Origin of the sequence: Kitasatospora sp. McL0602 (assembly GCF_052076145.1) — a bacterium.
Classification (GTDB): domain Bacteria; phylum Actinomycetota; class Actinomycetes; order Streptomycetales; family Streptomycetaceae; genus Kitasatospora.
In genome coordinates this window covers 4,402,574-4,421,014 of sequence record NZ_CP197246.1, presented here as the reverse complement: position 1 = coordinate 4,421,014, position 18,441 = coordinate 4,402,574, and the positions used below count along the sequence as shown (strand labels likewise).

Genomic DNA, 18,441 nt, shown 5'->3' with positions numbered 1-18,441 from the left:
CAGCACCATGCAGCAGACCCGCCGGATCGGCGACCTCGAACTCGGCGCGATCGGCCTCGGCGCGATGCCGCTCTCGGTCGAGGGCCGCCCCGACGAGGCACGGGCCGTCGCCACCGTGTACGCCGCGCTGGACGCGGGCGTCACGTTGATCGACACCGCCGACTCCTATCACTGGCACGCCAGCGAGACCGGCCACAACGAGCAGCTGATCGCCCGCGCCCTGGCCTCCTACGGCGGCGACACCTCCCGGGTGCTCGTCGCCACGAAGGGCGGCCGGGGCAGGCCCGGCGACGGCAGCTGGACGATCGACGCCTCCCCCCGACACCTGCGCAGCGCCTGCGAGGCCTCGCTCCGGCGGCTCGGCGTCGAGGCCATCGGCCTCTACCAGCTGCACCACCCCGACCGCACCGTGCCCTGGGCCGAATCGGTCGGCGCCGTCCGGGAGTTGCTGGACGAGGGCAAGATCCGCGCAGCCGGGATCTCCAACGCGGACACCGGACAGATCCGGGAAGCGTACGAGATCCTGGGCGGCCGCCTGGTCTCCGTGCAGAACGAGTACTCCCCCGCCCTCCGCACCGGCGAGCCCGAACTCGCCCTCTGCGAGGAGCTCGGCCTCGCCTACCTCCCCTGGAGCCCCCTCGGCGGCATCAGCCAGGCAGGCAGCCTCGGCAGCGCCCACGCCCCCTTCGCCACCGTCGCCGCCGCGCACGGTGTCAGCCCCCAACGCGTCTGCCTGGCCTGGCTGCTGGCCAAGTCCCCCGCCATCCTCCCGATCCCGGGCGCAACCCGCCCGGAGACCATCCGGGATTCGGCCGCCGCCGCCGACCTCCAGCTCTCCCCCACCGACCTCACCCTCCTCGACAACGCGTGAGCGGCCGCGGGCGCGACCTAGGGGGGCAACCGGTTGCCCCCCTAGGTCGGGGGGCAACCGGTTGCGTAGGGTCCGTCCGGCGACCAAGATCGACGCATGCCCACTCCCACCCGGCAGATCCGGGCCGCGTACACAGCCGAGACCATCACCGTCTACCAGGCGTTCTCGCCCGAGATCGCAGAGCCCGCAGCGGCCGTCGGGAGCTTCCCCGAGGCGTTCCAGCGCGGGCGGATGACGTGGATCAAGCCGTCGTTCCTGTGGATGATGCACCGAAGCGACTGGGGACGCAGCGCCGGGCAGGAGCGGGTGTTGGCGATCAGCATCCGGCGGGACGGGTTCGAGTGGGCGCTCGCCAACTCGGCGTTGAGTTCGTACAGCTCCGAGGTGCACAGCTCGCGGGAGCAGTGGCGGCGCGAGGTGCGGCGGCAGCCGGTGCGGGTGCAGTGGGATCCGGAGCGCAATCTCGGTATGCAGCCGCAGCGTTGGCGTTCGCTCCAGGTCGGGCTGCGCGGCGAGGCGGTGGGCCGGTACCTGGACGAGTGGATCACCGGGATCGAGGACGTGACCGAGCTGGCCGACCGTGTCCGGCGGGAGCGGGACGCCGCGCTGCTGCCCGTCGAGCGGCCGTACCCGCTTTCGGCGGAGCTCGCGGGGCGGATCTCGGCGCGCTGAGCCGCGCCTCCCGGGTGGGGAGACGCGACTCAGTGACGGTCCGTCAGCCGTGGAGGTATACGATACCGAGCTTGGTCAGCTGCCACTGCTGGGCGGCTGCGCCGGTGTCGGCGGCGAGCTTGACCAACGGGTTGCCCTGGCCGTCGAGTTGGCCGGTGGCGGTGGCAACCTTCGTCTGGTCCTGGGAGTCGGCCAGGGCGTAGGTGCCGTTGGCGGTGGGCTTGAAGACCCAGTGCTGGTTGCCGCCGCCGTTGCAGCCCCACTGCTCCAGCTGCGTGCCGGGGGCGGTGGAGGCGCCGGTGGCGTCGAAGCACATGTTGCGGTTGCCGCTGAAGTCCAGCTCGTAGCTGCCGCCGGCCTTGATCTCCAGCACGAAGGACTGGTTCAGCCCGCCCGTCGCCGGGTACGTGATCGCGGTCCGGCCGTTGGTGCTGTCGCCGTAGCTGCCGCCGCCCGCGAGGTCGAGCACCTGGCCACTGGCGGCGTTGGTGAGCTGGTACCAGGCGCCGTCCTCGGGCTTGTCCGGGAAGGGCTTGCCGGGGGTCAGCGGCTCGATCGAGGTGCCGTCCTGCTGGTTGAGCGTGCAGAACGCCTCCTGCTGGCCGGGCTGCTGGTAGAACTGCGCCAGGCAGCCGCCCTCGCCGTGGTAGCCGGCGACCCGCAGGTGGTACGACTGCCGCACCATGTTCATGCAGACGCCGGGGATGCTGATCGGCGAGTCGCAGCCGTTGCGGGTCTTCTCGGAGGTGTCGATGACGTCGCCGTTGGTGTACTCGTACGGCGAGCTCGTCCACTCCGCGCAGACCTCGTGGCCGTAGCTGACCCGCCGCTGGTCCAGGTACCGCACGCCCGACACCTGGGAGGCGGCCGTCCGCAGCGCGTCGCTGAGCTGCGGCACCACCCAGTTGTGGCCCCAGGCGAGGTCCTCGGGGTAGGCCGGGCAGCCGTCCGCGATCTTGCCGACGTAGTCGTTGCGGCGGATGTCGGGGGTGATCGGGGTGAAGTAGGACTGGAAGACCAGCTGGTACGAGGAGTCCGCGTACCCGGCCGTCCGCATGGTGTTGCGGACGTCGGTGAGGGCGGCCACCACCTTGGGGACGACCCGGACGGCCCGCTGGCGGATCGAGTCGCTGCCGATGGTGTCGCGGCAGCCCTGGGACTGCGGGATCGGGAAGTACTGCGCGAGACAGCTCAGCATGATGCCGCTGAAGTCGAAGTCGTCGTTGGCGCCGATCGTGACGACCACCATCTTGATGTCGTACTGGGCGGCCGTCTGGGCGAGCTTGACGTCCTGCTTGGGCTCGCCGAAGTCGCCGCTGCCGCCGCCGGTGACCTTCGCCAGCTCGGGGTCGCTGACCAGGTCGCCGGTCTGCGCGCCGGAGCAGGCGAGGTCGATCGGGGTCACACCGCTGAGGCCGGTGACGAAGATCTCCGACTTGTCGTGCCGGTGGCAGTAGTTGGTCGGGGTGTCGGTGCCGGTCATGTAGGCGTCGCCGGTGTCCGTACCGGCGCCTTCGCCGGAGATGGCACTGTCGCCGAGCGCGACGATCGCGGCGGGCTTCGCCGTGGAGGTCGAACTCGCCTGTGCGGCAACGGCATTGGGGACGGCCGAGAGGGCGAAGGTGGCTATCAGCCCGGCTGCCGTGAGCAGGGCGCCGGGCCGGTATCGGCGCGCGCCCGGGAGGGTGGACCTGGTCACGCATGACTCCTTGGGAGGGTGGGGACCATCCGGCAGCGCGCCGGACGGCGAGGAGCTTGCGGTACGTGGAGCGAGCACGACTCGGCACCGTCCGAAGGGAGTTGGGGGGCCTTCGAGCGGGACGGCGCAAAAGATGAGCCGGACTCACATGTTAGGTACTGACAAGTAACGCAACAAGGGTCATGACAGGAGTCGTGACGAGGGGCGTGACGGGGGGCGTAACAACACGACGGGCCGCCGTCCGCGTCTCAGGAGGGGAGACAAGGACGGCGGCCCGGTACCGCGGAATCGCCTGGAGGGACCACAGGATCTCGGAGCGTCGGACGCCCCGAGACCCGAATCAGCCGACGTTCGCGCAGGAGTTGCCGAACGCCGGGTTCAGGGCGCCGATCAGGGACGCGGTGTTGCCGCAGAGGTTGACCGGGATGTGAATCGGCACCTGGAGGTTGTTGCCGGAGATGACACCCGGGGAACCGACGACGGCGGCCTCGGCCTCGGAGCTCGCCATGGCCGAACCAGCACCGGCCGCGACGAGCCCGGCAACGGCAACGCCGACGGCGGCGGCCTTCTTGATGCTCATTTGAGTCTCCATCGTTGAGTCAGGGTTGATCGAAGCCGATCAGATCTCCCGGCGGCCACGGCCGGTTGGGGCCTGACCACGGAAGCGCACGGACGTGCGTCATCCTCAACGGCGCGAGCCCGCCACGGTTGCGCCCCACCCCGGACAATCACCCACTCGCAGCAATCAACGGCATTCGGGTGATCACCCGGGAAACCCCCGTTTCTCCTCGCGCACTGCGTCGTTCTTCCTGGCGAACCAGGCTTCACCTCAAACCCCAGAAAAGAGACCGCAACATGCGCAAGCTCGCCTACGGCGCGTTCGGCTCCGCGGCAGCCGCGGCCCTGCTGCTCGGCGGCGCCGCCACCGCCTCGGCCCATCACGCCCACGGCGCGTCGGCCGAGGCCGCCACTGTCAACTCCCCCGGTGTGCTCTCGGGCAACAGCCTCCAGATCCCGGTGCACATCCCGGTCAACCTCTGCGGCAACACCATCGACGTGGTCGGCCTGCTGAACCCCGCGTTCGGCAACTCCTGCGCCAACGTCTCCTGACTGGGGCCCGATACGACGGGCCTGCCGGCGCGAGCCGAGCCACCGGGCTGCCGGGCAGGCCGGCTCAGCCCATGAACCCCCCGACCTCGACCGTCGGGCAGAGAACGAAGGAAGAAACCATGCGTAACTTCAAGAAGGCCGCTGTCCTCTCCATCGCCGCCGCGGGCCTGCTCATCGGCTCCGCCGGTGTCTCCGCCGCCAGCTCCTCCGCCGAGGGCGTCACCGCCGGCTCCCCCGGCGTGCTCTCGGGCAACAGCATCCAGGTCCCGGTGCACATCCCGGTCAACGTCTGCGGCAACAGCATCAACGTGATCGGCCTGCTCAACCCGGCGTTCGGCAACTCCTGCGCCAACGTCGGCTGAATCAGCGCCAGCTGACTCGGTCCCACCACTGCGGCGCCCCGCTCCGGGCGGGGCGCCGTGCCCGCTCCCCGTATTTGATCTAGGAGATCCAACCCCATGCAGAACGTGAAGAAGGCCGTTGTCCTCTCCGCCGCTGCCGCCGGCCTGGTGCTGGCCGGCACCGGCACCGCGCTCGCCAGCTCCGAGGCCGAGGGCGTCACCGCCAACTCCCCCGGTGTCGTCTCGGGCAACAGCCTCCAGGTCCCGGTTCACGTCCCGGTCAACCTCTGCGGCAACAGCATCAACGTGATCGGCCTGCTCAACCCGGCGTTCGGCAACTCCTGCGCCAACGTCGACGCCGGCAACGACGACGACTGCTGACCAGCACCATCCGGTACGCACTGCCCCCCAGCCGCCCGGCCGGGGGGCAGTCGGGCTGTTCCGGCCCGAACGGGGTGTGACACCACCACCCGCCGGGCGGCCGCCCGGCACCAGAACCCGAAGGGGAGAGAATCCGATGCTCCGAAAGACCGCCGGAGCCGGCCTGCTGGCCGCGCTCGGCGCGACGATGCTGCTGGGCGCCACCGGCGCGGAAGCCGCCGGGGCCGCCCCGGCGTCACCCGACGTGATGCCGCAGCCCTCCGCCCACCTGGCGAACACCGATGTCGGCGCCGGGCTCAAGGGCACCAGCAGCGCGCTCGGTTACGCCGTCGCGCCGTTCAAGTCGCTCCGCCTCGACCCCTTCGCGCAGTCCTCGGCGGACGTCCTCAACAACGGCGTCTCGGTCGAGCCCGACCACGCCGTGGCACCCGTCAGCACGGCGGCCGTCACGGGCCCGCTCAGCGACGGCGGCGGCGTGCAGGACCTGATGGGGGTCGGCCCGGCCCTCGGCCTGCTGCCCGGCTGAGACCCCCGGCCCACGACCGAGCCCGGCGTCCCCCCGAGGGGTGGCGCCGGGCTCGGTCGTGGGAGGCCCGCTCAGTGCCCCGCTCAGTACTCGGACTCGTCGGCGAGCACGTCGGTGACGGTGCCCGTGGTGGTGCCCGTGAGGTCCCGCACCGAGTCGGTGACCGAGAGGTGCTTGTCGGGGCTGCCGAGGGTCGCCTTGGCCCCGGGGATCGCCTGCACGGGGGCCGCGATCACCTGCGGGTCCAGCTCGCCGAAGCCCAGCTCACCGTCCTGCGGACGGCCGTCCGGCCCCTCCGCCAGAGTGATCGGCTGACCCATCGTCAGCGCGGGCCCCGCCGTGTGCAGGGGCGCCGCCGGGGCGTCCAGCAGCAGGTTGCCGAGCTCCGTGCTGCGGTCCGCCGCCGGCAGCGGCACGGCGGCCTCCAGGGCGGGGCCGACCCGGCCGGTGCTGAGCGCCGGCACGATGCGGTCCGGGATGATCTGGTGCTTGCCGTGCGCGTCCGGCACCGGCGGCATCACCAGCGAGGTGGGCACGCCACCGGAGATCCGCCCACCCTCGGGCAGCAGGCCGAGCTTGTCGGTGGCGCCGCCGAGCGGGATGTCGAAGGGCACCTCCCGGGTCGACAACTCGTTCTCGACAGCTGCGACCTGACCAGGCGTCATGGGCGTGGCGGCGGCCACTCCCGAACCAGCGATGACACCGGCACCGGCCGCGAGCAGCAAGGCACCTGCCCGCTTGGAGAGCTTCATACGATTCACCGTTCTGTCTGTGCCCGTGGACTGAGAGCCTGTGGACTGAGAGCAATCAATCGGTCAACGACCCAGCCACGGGCGGGATAGCGGGCCTTACCCAGTTCGGGCTAATAATCGGACCGGCGAGCGGCAAGGCGTGTGATCGACAGCGACTTCTCGAAGAATCCGCGTAACTTTCGCCGCCGTCATTCTTTGATCTAAATGTCGCAGCCACGGCGGCGGCAGGATCGGATGAAGGATCGACTTGGAGCCCTTGATCTTCAAGCTTCGGCCCCATTCGGGAAATCCGCCCCGTCGGGCCAGCAACCACAGACCTGGTCTTCTCGTTGAACGCGTCGAACGAAACAACAGCCGGACCGACGAGAGGCTTTCGCCGGAAATTCAGAGAGGTTCACCCCATGCTCAAGAAGACTTTCGCAACCGTCGGTCTGGTTGCCGCTGCGGTGGCCGCCGCGGCGACGCCGGCCACCGCGATCGGCAATGCGGACGGTGCGGCCGGCTCGATCCAGGGCAATGGCGGCACCAACGCCACCGGCACGTGGGGCAACCACAGCCCGAACTTCCACTTCCTCGACAACCCGAACATCTGCTTCCCCGAGATCCACAACGTCGGTGTCGCCGTCCTCGGTGTCGCGGTGCCGGTCGAGGTCCAGGCCCTGAACAACCAGCCGAAGCAGACCTGCGTGGTCGGCCAGAGCACCGCCGGCAGCGGCGACGGCGGCGTGTCCCACCTCGTCGGCTGATCTCCTCCCTCGCTGCACCCCCTCGCTTCGCCGACTCCTTCGGCGATCTCCTGACCAATCGCACCGAGCGAATCGGCTGCACCTCCAGTGCCGCCGGTTCCGCCAACCACTCCCGCTCCACTCACATCAGATCCGAAAAGGAATCAGAACAATGATCAAGAAGGCTTTCACCGCCCTGGGTGTCGCCGCTGTCGGCCTGGCCATGGCTGCCGCTCCCGCGATGGCGATCGGTGACTCGGACGGCTCGGCCACCTCCCTCCAGGGCAACGGCGGCACCAACGCGACCGGCACCCAGGGCAACCACAGCAACAACTTCCACACCCTGGACAACCCGAACCTCTGCCTGCCCGAGATCCACAACATCGCGGTCGCCGCGCTCATCGGCGTGGCCGTCCCGGTCGAGGTCCCGGTCCTCAACAACCAGCCGAAGCAGGAGTGCGTCGTCGGCCAGAACACCATCGGTTCGGGCGACGGTGGCGTCAGCCACCTGATCGGCTGATCCGTCGGCACCAGCAGTGCCCACCGCAGGGCCCGGGGGAGTCTTCCCCGGGCCCTGCGGCCTTTTCGTCTCCCCGCCGACCCGTTCGCCCCCACCCGTCCGCCCCCACCCGTCCGACTGCGGTGCGTTCGGGTGACAGCCCGTCCGAGCGGCGCGTGCTGCGCACTGCGAGCAGCACCACGTGATCACGTAATGGTCACGTGTTGTGACAGCTTCATCACACAGACCGATCCAGCAGTCGAGCCGTCGGCACCGTCCGCAGGGCGCCGAGGGCTCGCTGCACAAGAGAGGACACACCCCATGAAGAGCAAGCTGGGCAAGGCCCTGCTCGTCACGGTCGGCGCGCTGGCGCTGGCCGGTGTCTCGGCTCCGGCCTACGCCCACGTCAGCGCGGGTGGCGGCGGTGAGTTCTTCGCCACCGCCGAGTGCCCGTTCGTCGCGGGCGAGGAGCACGGCTGGGCCGCGACCGACCACATCTTCGTCGCGGGCGAGAAGCACGGCTGGGCCAGCAGCCACGCGGTCGGCGGTGGCGAGGAGGGCGTCGTGCACGTCGGCGACCACCACGAGGGCATGATGCACGACGGCATGACGCACGACCACGACGAGGACAGCGACTGACCTCGCACAGCCGACAGCCGAGGCCGGGCCCCCGACAGCGGGAGCCCGGCCTCGGCCGGTCGAGCAGGAGGCTAGAGCATCCGCGCGGCCTCGACCGCCCAGTAGGTCAGGATCTGGTCGGCGCCCGCGCGGCGGATGGAGGTGAGGGTCTCCATGATCATCCGCTCGCGGTCCACCCAGCCGTTGGCGGCGGCGGCCTCGACCATCGCGTACTCGCCGGAGACCTGGTACGCGGCGACCGGCACCGGCGAGGCGTCGGCGACCTGCCGCAGGATGTCCAGGTAGGCCATCGCGGGCTTGACCATCACCAGGTCGGCGCCCTCCGCGACGTCCTGCTGGAGCTCGCGCAGCGACTCCCGGGCGTTGGCCGGGTCCTGCTGGTACGACTTGCGGTCGCCCTTCAGCGAGGAGCCGACGGCCTCCCGGAAGGGGCCGAAGAAGGCGGAGGCGTACTTCGCGGTGTAGGCGAGGATGCCGGTGTCCTGGTAGCCCGCCTCGTCCAGCGCCCGGCGGACGACGCCGATCTGACCGTCCATCATGCCGGACGGGCCGACCAGGTGGACGCCGGCCTCGGCCTGGACGACCGCCATCTCCTTGTACCGCTCCAGCGTCGCGTCGTTGTCGACGCTGCCGTCCTCGGCGAGCACCCCGCAGTGACCGTGGTCGGTGTACTCGTCCAGGCAGAGGTCGGACATCACCACCAGCGCGTCACCGACCTCGGAGACCACGTCCCGGATGGCGACCTGGAGGATGCCGTCCGGGTTGGTGCCCTCGCTGCCGATCGCGTCCTGCAGCTCCGGCACGCCGAACAGCATGATGCCGCCGAGCCCCGCCTCGGCCGCCTCCACGGCGGCCCGGCGCAGCGTGTCACGGGTGTGCTGCACGACCCCCGGCATCGAGGTGATCGGCTTCGGCTCGCTGATGCCCTCCCGCACGAACGCGGGCAGGATCAGCTCGGCCGGGTGCAGCCTGGTCTCCGCGACCAGCCGGCGCATCGCCGGGCTCTGCCGCAGCCGGCGCGGACGTACGAACGGGAATTCAGCGGACACGGCTTCTCACTTCCGAACGATGAGTAACCACAGCAGGGGCGCGGGGAACTGCGCGAGCTCGCCCGCGCCTAGCGGGCCTTGCGGCGGGAGCCGGGCCGGCGTTCGCTGGGGCGGTAGACCGGCTCGCCCGCCTTGACGGCGGCGTCGCGACGGCATGCCCCGAAGTCTGCCAGGGCCTGGGCCAGTGCGGCGGCGGACGGCGCCGGGGCCATCACGTCGACCCGCAGGCCGTGCTCCTCGGCGGTCTTGGCGGTGGCCGGGCCGATGCAGGCGATGATCGTCACGTTGTGCGGCTTGCCCGCGATGCCGACCAGGTTGCGGACGGTCGAGGACGAGGTGAAGAGCACCGCGTCGAAGCCGCCGCCCTTGATCGCCTCGCGGGTCTCGGCCGGCGGCGGCGAGGCGCGGACGGTGCGGTAGGCCGTCACGTCGTCCACCTCCCAGCCGAGGTCGACCAGACCGGCGACGAGCGTCTCGGTGGCGATGTCGGCGCGCGGCAGCAGGACGCGGTCGATCGGGTCGAAGACCGGGTCGTACGGCGGCCAGTCCTCCAGCAGACCGGCGGCGGACTGCTCGCCGGACGGCACCAGATCCGGCTTCACGCCGAAGTCGACCAGCGCCTGGGCGGTGGTCTCGCCGACGGCCGCGACCTTGATCCCGGCGAAGGCGCGGGCGTCGAGCCCGTACTCCTCGAACTTCTCCCGCACGGCCCGCACCGCGTTGACCGAGGTGAAGGCGATCCACTCGTAGCGGCCCGTCACCAGGCCCTTGATGGCGCGCTCCATCTGCTGCGGGGTGCGCGGCGGCTCGACCGCGATGGTCGGCACCTCCTGCGGCACCGCGCCGTAGCCGCGAAGCTGGTCGGAGAGGCCGTGCGCCTGCTCCTTGGTGCGCGGAACGAGGACGTTCCAGCCGAACAGCGGCTTGGTCTCGAACCACGAGTGCGAGGAGCGGTGGGCGACCTGCTCACCGACGACGGCTATGACCGAGGTCGCCGGGTCGACGGGGGCCGAGACCGGGGAGGGCAGCACGCGGGCGGCCTTCAGGTCGGCGGCGATGGTCGCCAGGGTGGCGGTGAAGGTGCGCTGGCGGGTGGTGGTGCCGGAGAGCGTCGCGCAGAGCGCGGCGTCGGGCTTGCGGCCCTGGGCGACCAGCGCGTTGGCGGTGGCGGGCAGCTGGCCGAGCGTGGTGCGGACGACCAGCGTGGTCTCCGGTGCGCCGAGGTCGACCAGCGCCCCGGCGAGCAGGGCCACGCCGTCCACGAAGCGGACGTCGGCGCCCTGGCGGCCGCGCAGCGGCACACCCGCGTACGCCGGCACGCCGACCGACTGGGCGACGCCGGGGATGACCTCGAAGGGGATCGCGGCCTGCGCGCAGACCAGCATCTCCTCGGCGGCGCAGCCGTCCAGGCCCGGGTCGCCGTCGACGGTGCGGACGACGTGCTTGCCCGCGCGGACGGCGTCCGCGACGAGGGCGGCGACGTCGACCTCGATCTCCCCGCCGGGGGTGTGCACCAGGGTGCCCGCCGGGCAGTGGGTGCGCACGGCTGCGGCGGTGAGCGGGTCGGCGATCAGGATGTCGGCCGAGGCCAGCACGTCGACCGCGCGCAGGGTGAGCAGCCCGGGGTCACCGGGGCCCGCACCGAGGAAGGTGCAGCGGCCTGCCGTGGCGGCGGAGCCGGTGGCGAGGTTGGTGGCGGCGCTCATGCTCCCGCCCTCTCTTCGTTCGGGCGGTGGCTTCGCCAGGCGCCATACTCGTGGATTCGCTCGCTGCGCTCGCTCATGAGGCTCGCTCCCCCATCAGTGAGGCTGCTCCCGCGTCGAGCAGCCGGGTGGCGAGGGCGTGGCCGAGGGCCGTCGCCTGCCGTTCGGCCGTCTCGTCGAGGACCAGCGGACCAGTGGCGGTCATCTTCAGCAGGGTGGCGCCGTCGACGGTGCCGACCACGCCTTCCAACCGCAGTTCGGTGCCCGTCCGGACCGCCAGGGCGGCGACGGGGGCGGAGCAGCCGGCCTCCAACGCGGCCAGCAGCGCGCGCTCGGCGGTGACGGCGGCCCGGGTCGGGGCGTGGTCGAGGGCGCTCAGCGCGGTGGCCAGCTCGGCCGAGACGCACTCGATGGCGAGCGCGCCCTGGCCGGGGGCCGGGAGCATCAGCTCGGTGTCGAGGTGCCCGGTGATGTCGGCGCTGCGGCCGAGCCGGTTGAGCCCGGCGGTGGCGAGCACCACGGCGTCCAGCTCACCGGCGGCGACGTAGCCGACCCGGGTGTCGACGTTGCCCCGGATCGGCACCGTCTCCAGGGCCGCGCCGCGGGCGGTGGCCCAGGCGTTGAGCTGCGACATCCGGCGGGGGGAGCCGGTGCCGATCCGGGCGGTGTGCCCGGCCGACTTCTCGATCAGCTCCTCCAGGCTCAGCCCGTCGCGGGCGACGAGGGCGTCGCGCGGGTCCTCGCGCTCGGGGACGGCGGCCAGCACCAGGCCCTCGGGGGCGGCGGTGGGGAGGTCCTTGAGGGAGTGCACGGCGAAGTCGATCCGGCCCTCCAGCAGGGCGTCGCGCAGGGCGGAGACGAAGACGCCGGTGCCGCCGATCTGTGCGAGGGCCTCGCGGGAGGTGTCGCCGTAGGTGGTGATCTCCACCAGCTCGACCGGCCGCCCGGTGACCCGGGAGACCTCGCGGGCGACCATGCCCGACTGGGCCATCGCGAGTGCGCTGCGGCGGGTGCCGAGGCGCAGGGGCGCCGCTGGCGCTTGACCATTCATCAGGTGATCGTCCCGGTCGTGCTCGTGGGCTGGCTGGTGGTTCATCTGGCGCCCCCGCCTGCGAGGGTGCCGTTCGGGGTGGCCTGCACCCCGACGGTCTGGGCGCTCACGGCCTTGTTCACCGTCTGCGCGCTGACAGTCTGCGCGCCGGCCGTCTTCATGCCGGCGGCCTTGGCCGCGCCGAGCGTGCCGGACACAGCCTGCACCGCCGCGAGGTCCAGGTCGAACAGCTCGCGCAGCGCGTCCGCGTACCCGGCGCCGCCGGGCTCGGCGGCGAGCTGCTTCACCCGCACCGTGGGCGCGTGCAGCAGCTTGTCGACGACCCGCTTGACGGTCTGCGAGACCTCGGCGCGGGTGCGCTCGTCCAGGTCGGGCAGGCGGGTGTTGAGGCGGCCGAGCTCGGAGAGCACCACCTCGGAGGCCATCGCGCGCAGGGCGACGACGGTCGGGGCGATCTGCGCCGCCCGCTGGGCCGCGCCGAAGGCGGTGACCTCGTCGGCGACGATGCCGGTGACGGCGTCCACGTCCCCGGCGCCGGGCGCCGCGGCGTCGGCCTCGGAGAGGCTCTCCAGGTCGACCAGCAGCGCACCGGGCAGCTCGTGCACGGCGTGGTCGACGTCGCGCGGCATGGCCAGGTCGAGGAAGGCGAGCGGTACGAGGCCCTCGCGGGCCGCCGCCGCGTCGGCGATGTCCTCGGCGGTGATCACCACTCCGGCCGCGCCGGTGCAGGAGATCACCAGGTCGACGGTGTCGAGGGCCTTCGGCACCTCGGCGAAGTCGATCACGGCGGCGTTCGCGACGCCCAGGTTGGTGACCAGCCGCTCGGCGCGCTCCCGGGTGCGGTTGGCGATCAGCAGGTCACCGACGCCCGCCCGGACGAGGGTCGCGGCGGCCAGCGAGCTCATCGAGCCCGCGCCGACCACCAGGGCCCGCATCCCGGCGATGTCGCCGGTCGTCCGGGCGATCTGGTCGAGGCCGAAGGTCACCAGCGACTGCCCGGCCTTGTCGATGCCGGTCTCGCTGTGGGCCCGCTTGCCGACCCGCAGGGCCTGCTGGAAGAGGTCGTTCAGGCCGCGCCCGGCGGTGTGCTCCTCCTGGGCGCGGGCCAGTGCGTCGCGCAGCTGGCCGAGGATCTGACCCTCGCCGACGACCATCGAGTCCAGGCCGCAGGCCACCGAGAAGATGTGGTGGACGGCGCGGTCCTCGTAGTGGACGTAGAGGTGGGAGGTCAGCTCCTCCAGCTCGACGCCGCTGTGGTGCGAGAGCAGCAGGGAGAGCTCGGCGACGCCCGCGTGGAACTTGTCCACGTCGGCGTAGAGCTCGATCCGGTTGCAGGTGTTCACCAGCGCGGCCTCGGCGACGGTCTCGGTCGCGGCGGCGTCGCGCAGCAGCAGGGCCGGGGCGTCACCGGTCAGGGCGGCGCGCTCCAGCACGCCGACCGGCGCCGTCCGGTGGCTCAGCCCAACGACGAGAAGACTCATGCCCGCCCCTTGTCCGTACAGCTGTCCGTGCAGCCGTCCACGCGGTTCTGTTCCCTGGTCACGCGGGCATCACCGCGGACAGGTCGCCGTCGGTGCCCTTGGGGGGCTTGCCGCCCTTGGTGGGCTCGGGCTTGGCAGGGCCCCCGGCGGCGCGGCGGAGCTTGGCGGCGGCGGCCCGGACGGGGCCGGGGGCGCGGTCGAGCACCGAGTCGCCCCGGTCGGGCTCCTCCCCGGCCTTGCGCTGCTCGTGGAAGGCGAGGATCTGGAGCTCTATGGAGAGGTCGACCTTGCGCACGTCCACGCCGTCCGGGACGGTCAGCACGGTCGGGGCGAAGTTGAGGATGCTGGTGACACCGGCCTCGACCAGCCGGTCGCAGACCTGCTGGGCGGCGCCGGGCGGGGTGGTGATGACGCCGATCGAGACGTGCTGGGTGGCGACGATCTCCTCCAGCTCGTCCATGTGCCGCACGGGCAGCCCGGCGGCGCTGGAGCCGACCACCGACGGGTCGGCGTCGAGCAGGGCGGCGACCCGGAAGCCACGGGAGGCGAACCCGCCGTAGTTGGCGAGGGCGTGCCCGAGGTTACCGATCCCGACGATCACGACCGGCCAGTCCTGGGTCAGGCCGAGCTCGCGGGAGATCTGGTAGACGAGGTACTCGACGTCGTAGCCGACACCGCGGGTGCCGTACGAGCCGAGGTAGGAGAAGTCCTTGCGCAGCTTGGCCGAGTTGACCCCGGCTGCGGCGGCGAGCTCCTCGGAGGAGACGGTCGGGACCGAGCGCTCCGAGAGCGCGGTGAGGGCCCGCAGGTAGAGCGGGAGACGGGCGACGGTCGCCTCCGGGATACCCCGGGCACGCGAGGGTCGGCGCGAGGCGCCCTGGTCGGGCGTCTGCGAGTTGCTCTGTGTGGATCGGCCGATTGCCACGGTGCTCCTGTGGGTGAAGCTGGGCTTTGGCAGCCAGGCTATGCGTTTGTGAACGTGTGCACAAAGATGGTGTCCGTTTTGTCCCCGCACAGTGATGCGCATCACTCGCCATCCAGTGCGGTCAGCACCAGCTCCGGCTGCCCGCCGCCCAGCTGCCACGGTCCGTACGCGGGGTCGCGCCGGATCAGCGGCCGGGCCCCGCCCTGGCGGGCGGATGCCGCACGGCCGAGCCTCGGCCACGGCACCCCGGCCGCCTCACGCAGCGGCGCGGCCCAGTCTGCGGGCGGTCTGCCTGCGGGCGGGCCGGGGGGCGCGAGGGCGCAGTGCCGCAGCAGGTCTGCGGTGGCGCGCGCGTCGCCGAGGGCGGTGTGCGCCGGGTACCAGCCGAGACCGGCCGCCTCGACGCAGGCCGCGAGGCCGTAGCCGCCGGCCTCCGGCAGGTGGCCCCGGGCCAGGCCCATGGTGCAGAGCATCGGCACGGCCGGCAGGGGTATCCCTATCCGGGCGAACTCGCGCTCCAGGAAGGCCTGGTCGCAGCTGACGTGGTGGCCGACCAGGACGCGGCCGGCCAGCCGCTCCAGCAGGTCGGGGGCGACCTCGCGGAAGCGCGGGGCGCCGACCACGTCCTCCTGGGAGATCCGGTGCACGTGCGTCGGCCCGACCGGGCCGGCCGGGTCGAGCAGGGTGGAGAACTCGCCCTCCGGGCGGAGCCGGTCGTCCAGCAGGACGACGGCGACCTCGACCACCCGGTGCCGCCAGGGGCTCCGGCCGGTGGCCTCGACGTCGACCACGGCATAGCCGAGGGACATGACGTACTCCTTCGTCACCAGCCCCCGGCGGACACAAAACGATTAGATCGTAAGCCGACCATTTGGCTGGAACGAAAGCGGAACAGCATTGCCTCGGCAACGATTCGGCGTACGATCCCCGCCGATCGGCGGGGATCGGTGCGGATCGGCGGGGATCAGGCGCCGAGGCTCGCACGCAGGCGGCGCTCGTCGACCCGCCAGAAGTCGTGTTGGCGGCCGTCGATCAGCGTCACCGGGATCTGCTCCCAGTACTTCCGGTAGAGCTCCTCGTCCTGCGTGATGTCCTTCTCCTCGAAGGCCGCGCCGAGCTCGCCCGTCACCCGCAGGATCACCTCGCGCGCGTCGTCGCAGAGGTGGCAGCCCGGCTTGCCGATCAGGGTGACCGTCCGGTCGGCGGGCTTCTTCTTGTCGTCACGTCGCAGCAGTGGACTCACCCGCCCATTGTGGGCCACGCCCCGGATGCGGTTTGTTGGACCGGCCGGCAATTGGTGGGCGGAGGAAGGAGCGCCCGCCGCGCAGCGGCTGATGTCTGCGGCGGGCCGAGTCCGGGCGGTGCCGACGAGGCAGTAGCAGCGGAGCTGCGGCGACTGAGGAGAAGCCGTCCAGGGGAGAGTCCGGGCGCCGCGACGCCGCCCACCAATTGTCGGCCGGTCTTCACGACTGCGGCATGCCGCGGCCATGGGGGGAAGGGCCCCGGCTGACTATGCTCGGTGCATGGCCGCGTTGCGAAGGCTCACCCAGGCGAGACGTACCCCGACCGAGCGGACCGCCCTCGCGGGCGAGGCCGCCGCCGAGGCGGCGGAGGCCGCCCTCGCCGAGACCCCGCCCGAGGCCCCGCCGAAGCGCACCCCCAAGCCGCCGGCCGAGGACCACACGCCGACGCCGGACGACCCGCACGCCGCCGCGTTCTTCGACTGCGACAACACCATCCTGCGTGGCGCGGCGATCTTCTACCTCGGCATCGGCCTCTACCGGCGGAAGTTCTTCAGCCGCCGTGACGTGGCCCGGTTCGCCTGGCAGCAGGCCTGGTTCCGGGTGCACGGCTCGGAGGACCCGGCGCACATCGCGGACGCCCAGGACACCGCGCTCGGGCTGGTCGCGGGCAAGCGGACGGCCGAGCTGGAGCAGATCTGCGAGGAGATCTTCGAGCAGGTCATCGCCGAGAAGATCTGGCCCGGCACCCGGGCCCTGGTGCAGATGCACCTGGACGCCGGGCAGCGGGTCTGGCTGGTCACCGCCGCCCCGCTGGAGGTGGCCAGGATCATCGCCCGGCAGCTCGGCATGACGGGCGCCCTGGGCACCGTCGCCGAGGCGGTGAACGGCGTCTACACCGGCCACCTGGTCGGTGGCCTGCTGCACGGCGAGGCGAAGGCGGCGGCCGTCCGCTCGCTGGCCCGCCGCGAGCAGCTCGACCTGACACACTGCGCGGCCTTCAGCGACTCCGCCAACGACATCCCGATGCTGGCCCTCGTCGGCCACCCGTACGTGGTCAACCCGGACGCGGCACTGCGGCGACACGCCCGCCGGATGGGCTGGCGCGTCCGCGACTTCCGCACCGGCCGCAAGGCCGCCCGGATCGGCCTCCCGGCCGCAGCCGGCCTCGGCATCCTCGCCGGAGTCACCGCAGCAGCCCTGGCCGGCCGCCGACGCCGCAGCACCTGCTGACGCAGACACGGACGCAGCCGGCCGACCCCAGAGGCGTGCGTGACCGGCGAACGCGGACCGCGCCGCCGGAGGGTCACGCTTACGAGCGAAATTCCGGGGCGCTCCGATCGGGTTCGGGCGTGACCGATTCCGATCGTTCGACTCCTCGGCAAAGTCAGCGGTTGCGGAGCCCGGAGGCGGGGAAACCACCGCCCCACCTGCCAAATCTGTCACTCACTGCTCATGTGCGGTCACATAGAGCCGAGCTTCCGGAGTCAGGCTCGGTCAGTTCCAGCTGAATATGCACGACAAGCGGATCTCAAACGACCACTTCGGCCACAGGGTGTAGCTGTCATTGCACAAAGCGTTATTCTCTCCTGGATGCACGCCACCCACACGTCCGGTGTGACGGGGGGTCAGGAAGTGTGCTCTCCGCGCAGGCGGAGGCGATCCGTCCACAGTTCTGCCTCTGGGAGTCCCGTGTACCCACCCGTCCGGAACGACGCGCCCTCCACCTCCCGCCCGTCGCCCGCCAACCTGCGCTCCCGCTCCCGCGTCGACCGACTGTGGGCCGCGCTCCGCGAGTTCGAGCTGTACGTCCCCCAACCCGCCCTCGCCGGCGGCACCTTCGCGGCCGGCCCGCCCCCGGGCCCGCTGCTGCGCTCCACCACGACCAGCGGCGCCGGCACCACCGGGGCCGGCGGCACCGGCGCGGGCACCCGCAGCCGGCCCACCGTCGGCGGCGGCCGCAGCCGCAGCCGGACGACGCCGAGCCCCGGCTTCGAGACCGAGCACAACCCGATCATGGAGCTGGTCGAGAAGGCCCAGAACGGCGAGAGCGAGGCCTTCGGGCGCCTCTACGACCACTACTCCGACACGGTCTACCGGTACATCTACTACCGGGTGGGCAGCAAGGCCACGGCCGAGGACCTCACCAGCGAGACCTTCCTGCGCGCGCTGCGCCGGATCGGCACCTTCACCTGGCAGGGCCGGGACTTCGGCGCCTGGCTGGTGACGATCGCCCGCAACCTCGTCGCCGACCACTTCAAGTCCAGCCGTTTCCGGCTGGAGGTGACCACCGGCGAGATGCTCGACTCCAACGAGTGCGAGCGCAGCCCGGAGGACTCGGTGCTGGAGTCGCTCTCCAACGCCGCCCTGCTGGACGCCGTCCGGCGGCTCAACCCGCAGCAGCAGGAGTGCGTCACGCTCCGCTTCCTGCAAGGGCTTTCGGTCGCGGAGACGGCCCGGATCATGGGCAAGAACGAGGGCGCCATCAAGACGCTCCAGTACCGCGCGGTGCGGACGCTGGCGCGGCTGCTGCCCCCCGACGCCCGGTGATACCGGGCAGGCCGTCACCGACGGCCTCCGCGCGGGGACACGTGCGGGTGAATGGGCGGTCACATGATCAGTCGTGCGTAACCCACGCCGGGCTCCACTCGTTGGCCAGCTTGCAAACCCCCACGGGACCAACGGTCAAGCAGGATCAGGGACTGTCACCCGATGGTGTGGTTTTGGCTTGCCGAGGCAACCGTCCGGCAGGCCGGGGTGTCGACAACGACGAAGG

General features: G+C 71.8%; 21 protein-coding genes. 11 read left to right on the top strand and 10 right to left on the bottom strand.

Annotated elements, in window-relative coordinates; genetic code table 11:
* The first annotated feature begins 7 nt into the window (after nucleotides 1-7).
* Together ACR68M_RS20200 and ACR68M_RS20195 are read left to right on the top strand one after the other, a co-directional pair.
* The gene (locus ACR68M_RS20200; RefSeq protein WP_441245515.1) at nucleotides 8-871 is read left to right on the top strand and encodes an aldo/keto reductase; all 864 of its coding nucleotides are present in this window, start codon (nucleotides 8-10) and stop codon (nucleotides 869-871) included.
* 96 nt (nucleotides 872-967) lie between these two features.
* A complete protein-coding gene (locus tag ACR68M_RS20195) occupies nucleotides 968-1,543 on the top strand; it encodes a DUF4291 domain-containing protein (RefSeq protein WP_441245514.1) in 576 nt (191 codons plus the stop codon).
* A 43-nt stretch (nucleotides 1,544-1,586) separates the two neighbouring features.
* Here the strand turns inward: ACR68M_RS20195 and ACR68M_RS20190 are convergent, their stop codons facing one another.
* Together ACR68M_RS20190 and ACR68M_RS20185 are read right to left on the bottom strand one after the other, a co-directional pair.
* Nucleotides 1,587-3,242, bottom strand: a complete 1,656-nt coding sequence (locus ACR68M_RS20190) for an RICIN domain-containing protein (RefSeq protein ID WP_441245513.1) — start codon at nucleotides 3,240-3,242, stop codon at nucleotides 1,587-1,589.
* Nucleotides 3,243-3,582: 340 nt separating this feature from the next.
* Nucleotides 3,583-3,822 carry a chaplin gene (locus tag ACR68M_RS20185; protein WP_441245512.1) on the bottom strand — a complete coding sequence of 80 codons (240 nt, stop codon included), beginning with the start codon at nucleotides 3,820-3,822 and terminating at the stop codon, nucleotides 3,583-3,585.
* Between the two features lie 275 nt (nucleotides 3,823-4,097).
* On the opposite strand from ACR68M_RS20185, the gene ACR68M_RS20180 reads away from it, so the two are divergent.
* The 4 genes from ACR68M_RS20180 to ACR68M_RS20165 all read left to right on the top strand — a co-directional run bounded on the left by ACR68M_RS20180 (nucleotide 4,098) and on the right by ACR68M_RS20165 (nucleotide 5,600).
* Nucleotides 4,098-4,352: a chaplin gene (locus tag ACR68M_RS20180; RefSeq protein WP_441245511.1), complete on the top strand. Its 255-nt coding sequence runs from the start codon at nucleotides 4,098-4,100 to the stop codon at nucleotides 4,350-4,352.
* A gap of 119 nt (nucleotides 4,353-4,471) precedes the next feature.
* Nucleotides 4,472-4,714 carry a chaplin gene (locus ACR68M_RS20175; RefSeq protein WP_441245510.1) on the top strand — a complete coding sequence of 81 codons (243 nt, stop codon included), beginning with the start codon at nucleotides 4,472-4,474 and terminating at the stop codon, nucleotides 4,712-4,714.
* 96 nt (nucleotides 4,715-4,810) lie between these two features.
* Nucleotides 4,811-5,074 (top strand): chaplin, encoded by a 264-nt coding sequence (locus ACR68M_RS20170; protein WP_441245509.1) that lies wholly within the window; start codon nucleotides 4,811-4,813, stop codon nucleotides 5,072-5,074.
* A 136-nt stretch (nucleotides 5,075-5,210) separates the two neighbouring features.
* Nucleotides 5,211-5,600, top strand: a complete 390-nt coding sequence (locus tag ACR68M_RS20165) for a hypothetical protein (protein WP_441245508.1) — start codon at nucleotides 5,211-5,213, stop codon at nucleotides 5,598-5,600.
* 83 nt (nucleotides 5,601-5,683) lie between these two features.
* Here the strand turns inward: ACR68M_RS20165 and ACR68M_RS20160 are convergent, their stop codons facing one another.
* A complete protein-coding gene (locus tag ACR68M_RS20160; protein WP_441245507.1) occupies nucleotides 5,684-6,352 on the bottom strand; it encodes a hypothetical protein in 669 nt (222 codons plus the stop codon).
* Nucleotides 6,353-6,753: 401 nt separating this feature from the next.
* On the opposite strand from ACR68M_RS20160, the gene ACR68M_RS20155 reads away from it, so the two are divergent.
* The 3 genes from ACR68M_RS20155 to ACR68M_RS20145 all read left to right on the top strand — a co-directional run bounded on the left by ACR68M_RS20155 (nucleotide 6,754) and on the right by ACR68M_RS20145 (nucleotide 8,215).
* Entirely contained in the window at nucleotides 6,754-7,098 is a 345-nt protein-coding gene (locus ACR68M_RS20155; RefSeq protein ID WP_441245506.1) for a rodlet layer protein, read from the top strand.
* A 151-nt stretch (nucleotides 7,099-7,249) separates the two neighbouring features.
* A complete protein-coding gene (locus tag ACR68M_RS20150) occupies nucleotides 7,250-7,597 on the top strand; it encodes a rodlet layer protein (protein WP_441245505.1) in 348 nt (115 codons plus the stop codon).
* Between the two features lie 300 nt (nucleotides 7,598-7,897).
* Nucleotides 7,898-8,215, top strand: a complete 318-nt coding sequence (locus ACR68M_RS20145; protein WP_441245504.1) for a hypothetical protein — start codon at nucleotides 7,898-7,900, stop codon at nucleotides 8,213-8,215.
* A gap of 71 nt (nucleotides 8,216-8,286) precedes the next feature.
* Here the strand turns inward: ACR68M_RS20145 and hemB are convergent, their stop codons facing one another.
* The 7 genes from hemB to ACR68M_RS20110 form a co-directional block, all read right to left on the bottom strand.
* Entirely contained in the window at nucleotides 8,287-9,210 is a 924-nt protein-coding gene (gene hemB, locus ACR68M_RS20140) for a porphobilinogen synthase (protein WP_441251658.1), read from the bottom strand.
* Nucleotides 9,211-9,332: 122 nt separating this feature from the next.
* Nucleotides 9,333-10,970: a uroporphyrinogen-III synthase gene (locus tag ACR68M_RS20135; protein ID WP_441245503.1), complete on the bottom strand. Its 1,638-nt coding sequence runs from the start codon at nucleotides 10,968-10,970 to the stop codon at nucleotides 9,333-9,335.
* Between the two features lie 73 nt (nucleotides 10,971-11,043).
* On the bottom strand, nucleotides 11,044-12,018 hold the full coding sequence (hemC, locus tag ACR68M_RS20130) for a hydroxymethylbilane synthase (RefSeq protein WP_441245502.1): 975 nt from the start codon (nucleotides 12,016-12,018) through the stop codon (nucleotides 11,044-11,046).
* 41 nt (nucleotides 12,019-12,059) lie between these two features.
* Complete coding sequence (locus tag ACR68M_RS20125; protein WP_441245501.1) at nucleotides 12,060-13,499, bottom strand: glutamyl-tRNA reductase; 1,440 nt, start codon at nucleotides 13,497-13,499, stop codon at nucleotides 12,060-12,062.
* A gap of 58 nt (nucleotides 13,500-13,557) precedes the next feature.
* A complete protein-coding gene (locus ACR68M_RS20120; protein ID WP_441245500.1) occupies nucleotides 13,558-14,424 on the bottom strand; it encodes a redox-sensing transcriptional repressor Rex in 867 nt (288 codons plus the stop codon).
* A gap of 101 nt (nucleotides 14,425-14,525) precedes the next feature.
* A complete protein-coding gene (locus ACR68M_RS20115; RefSeq protein ID WP_441245499.1) occupies nucleotides 14,526-15,233 on the bottom strand; it encodes a 3'-5' exonuclease in 708 nt (235 codons plus the stop codon).
* A 155-nt stretch (nucleotides 15,234-15,388) separates the two neighbouring features.
* A complete protein-coding gene (locus tag ACR68M_RS20110; protein ID WP_441245498.1) occupies nucleotides 15,389-15,667 on the bottom strand; it encodes a glutaredoxin family protein in 279 nt (92 codons plus the stop codon).
* A gap of 280 nt (nucleotides 15,668-15,947) precedes the next feature.
* On the opposite strand from ACR68M_RS20110, the gene ACR68M_RS20105 reads away from it, so the two are divergent.
* Both ACR68M_RS20105 and ACR68M_RS20100 read left to right on the top strand, forming a co-directional pair.
* Nucleotides 15,948-16,898 (top strand): HAD family hydrolase, encoded by a 951-nt coding sequence (locus tag ACR68M_RS20105; RefSeq protein WP_441245497.1) that lies wholly within the window; start codon nucleotides 15,948-15,950, stop codon nucleotides 16,896-16,898.
* Between the two features lie 459 nt (nucleotides 16,899-17,357).
* Nucleotides 17,358-18,215 carry an ECF subfamily RNA polymerase sigma factor, BldN family gene (locus ACR68M_RS20100; RefSeq protein ID WP_441245496.1) on the top strand — a complete coding sequence of 286 codons (858 nt, stop codon included), beginning with the start codon at nucleotides 17,358-17,360 and terminating at the stop codon, nucleotides 18,213-18,215.
* Nucleotides 18,216-18,441: the final 226 nt, after the last annotated feature.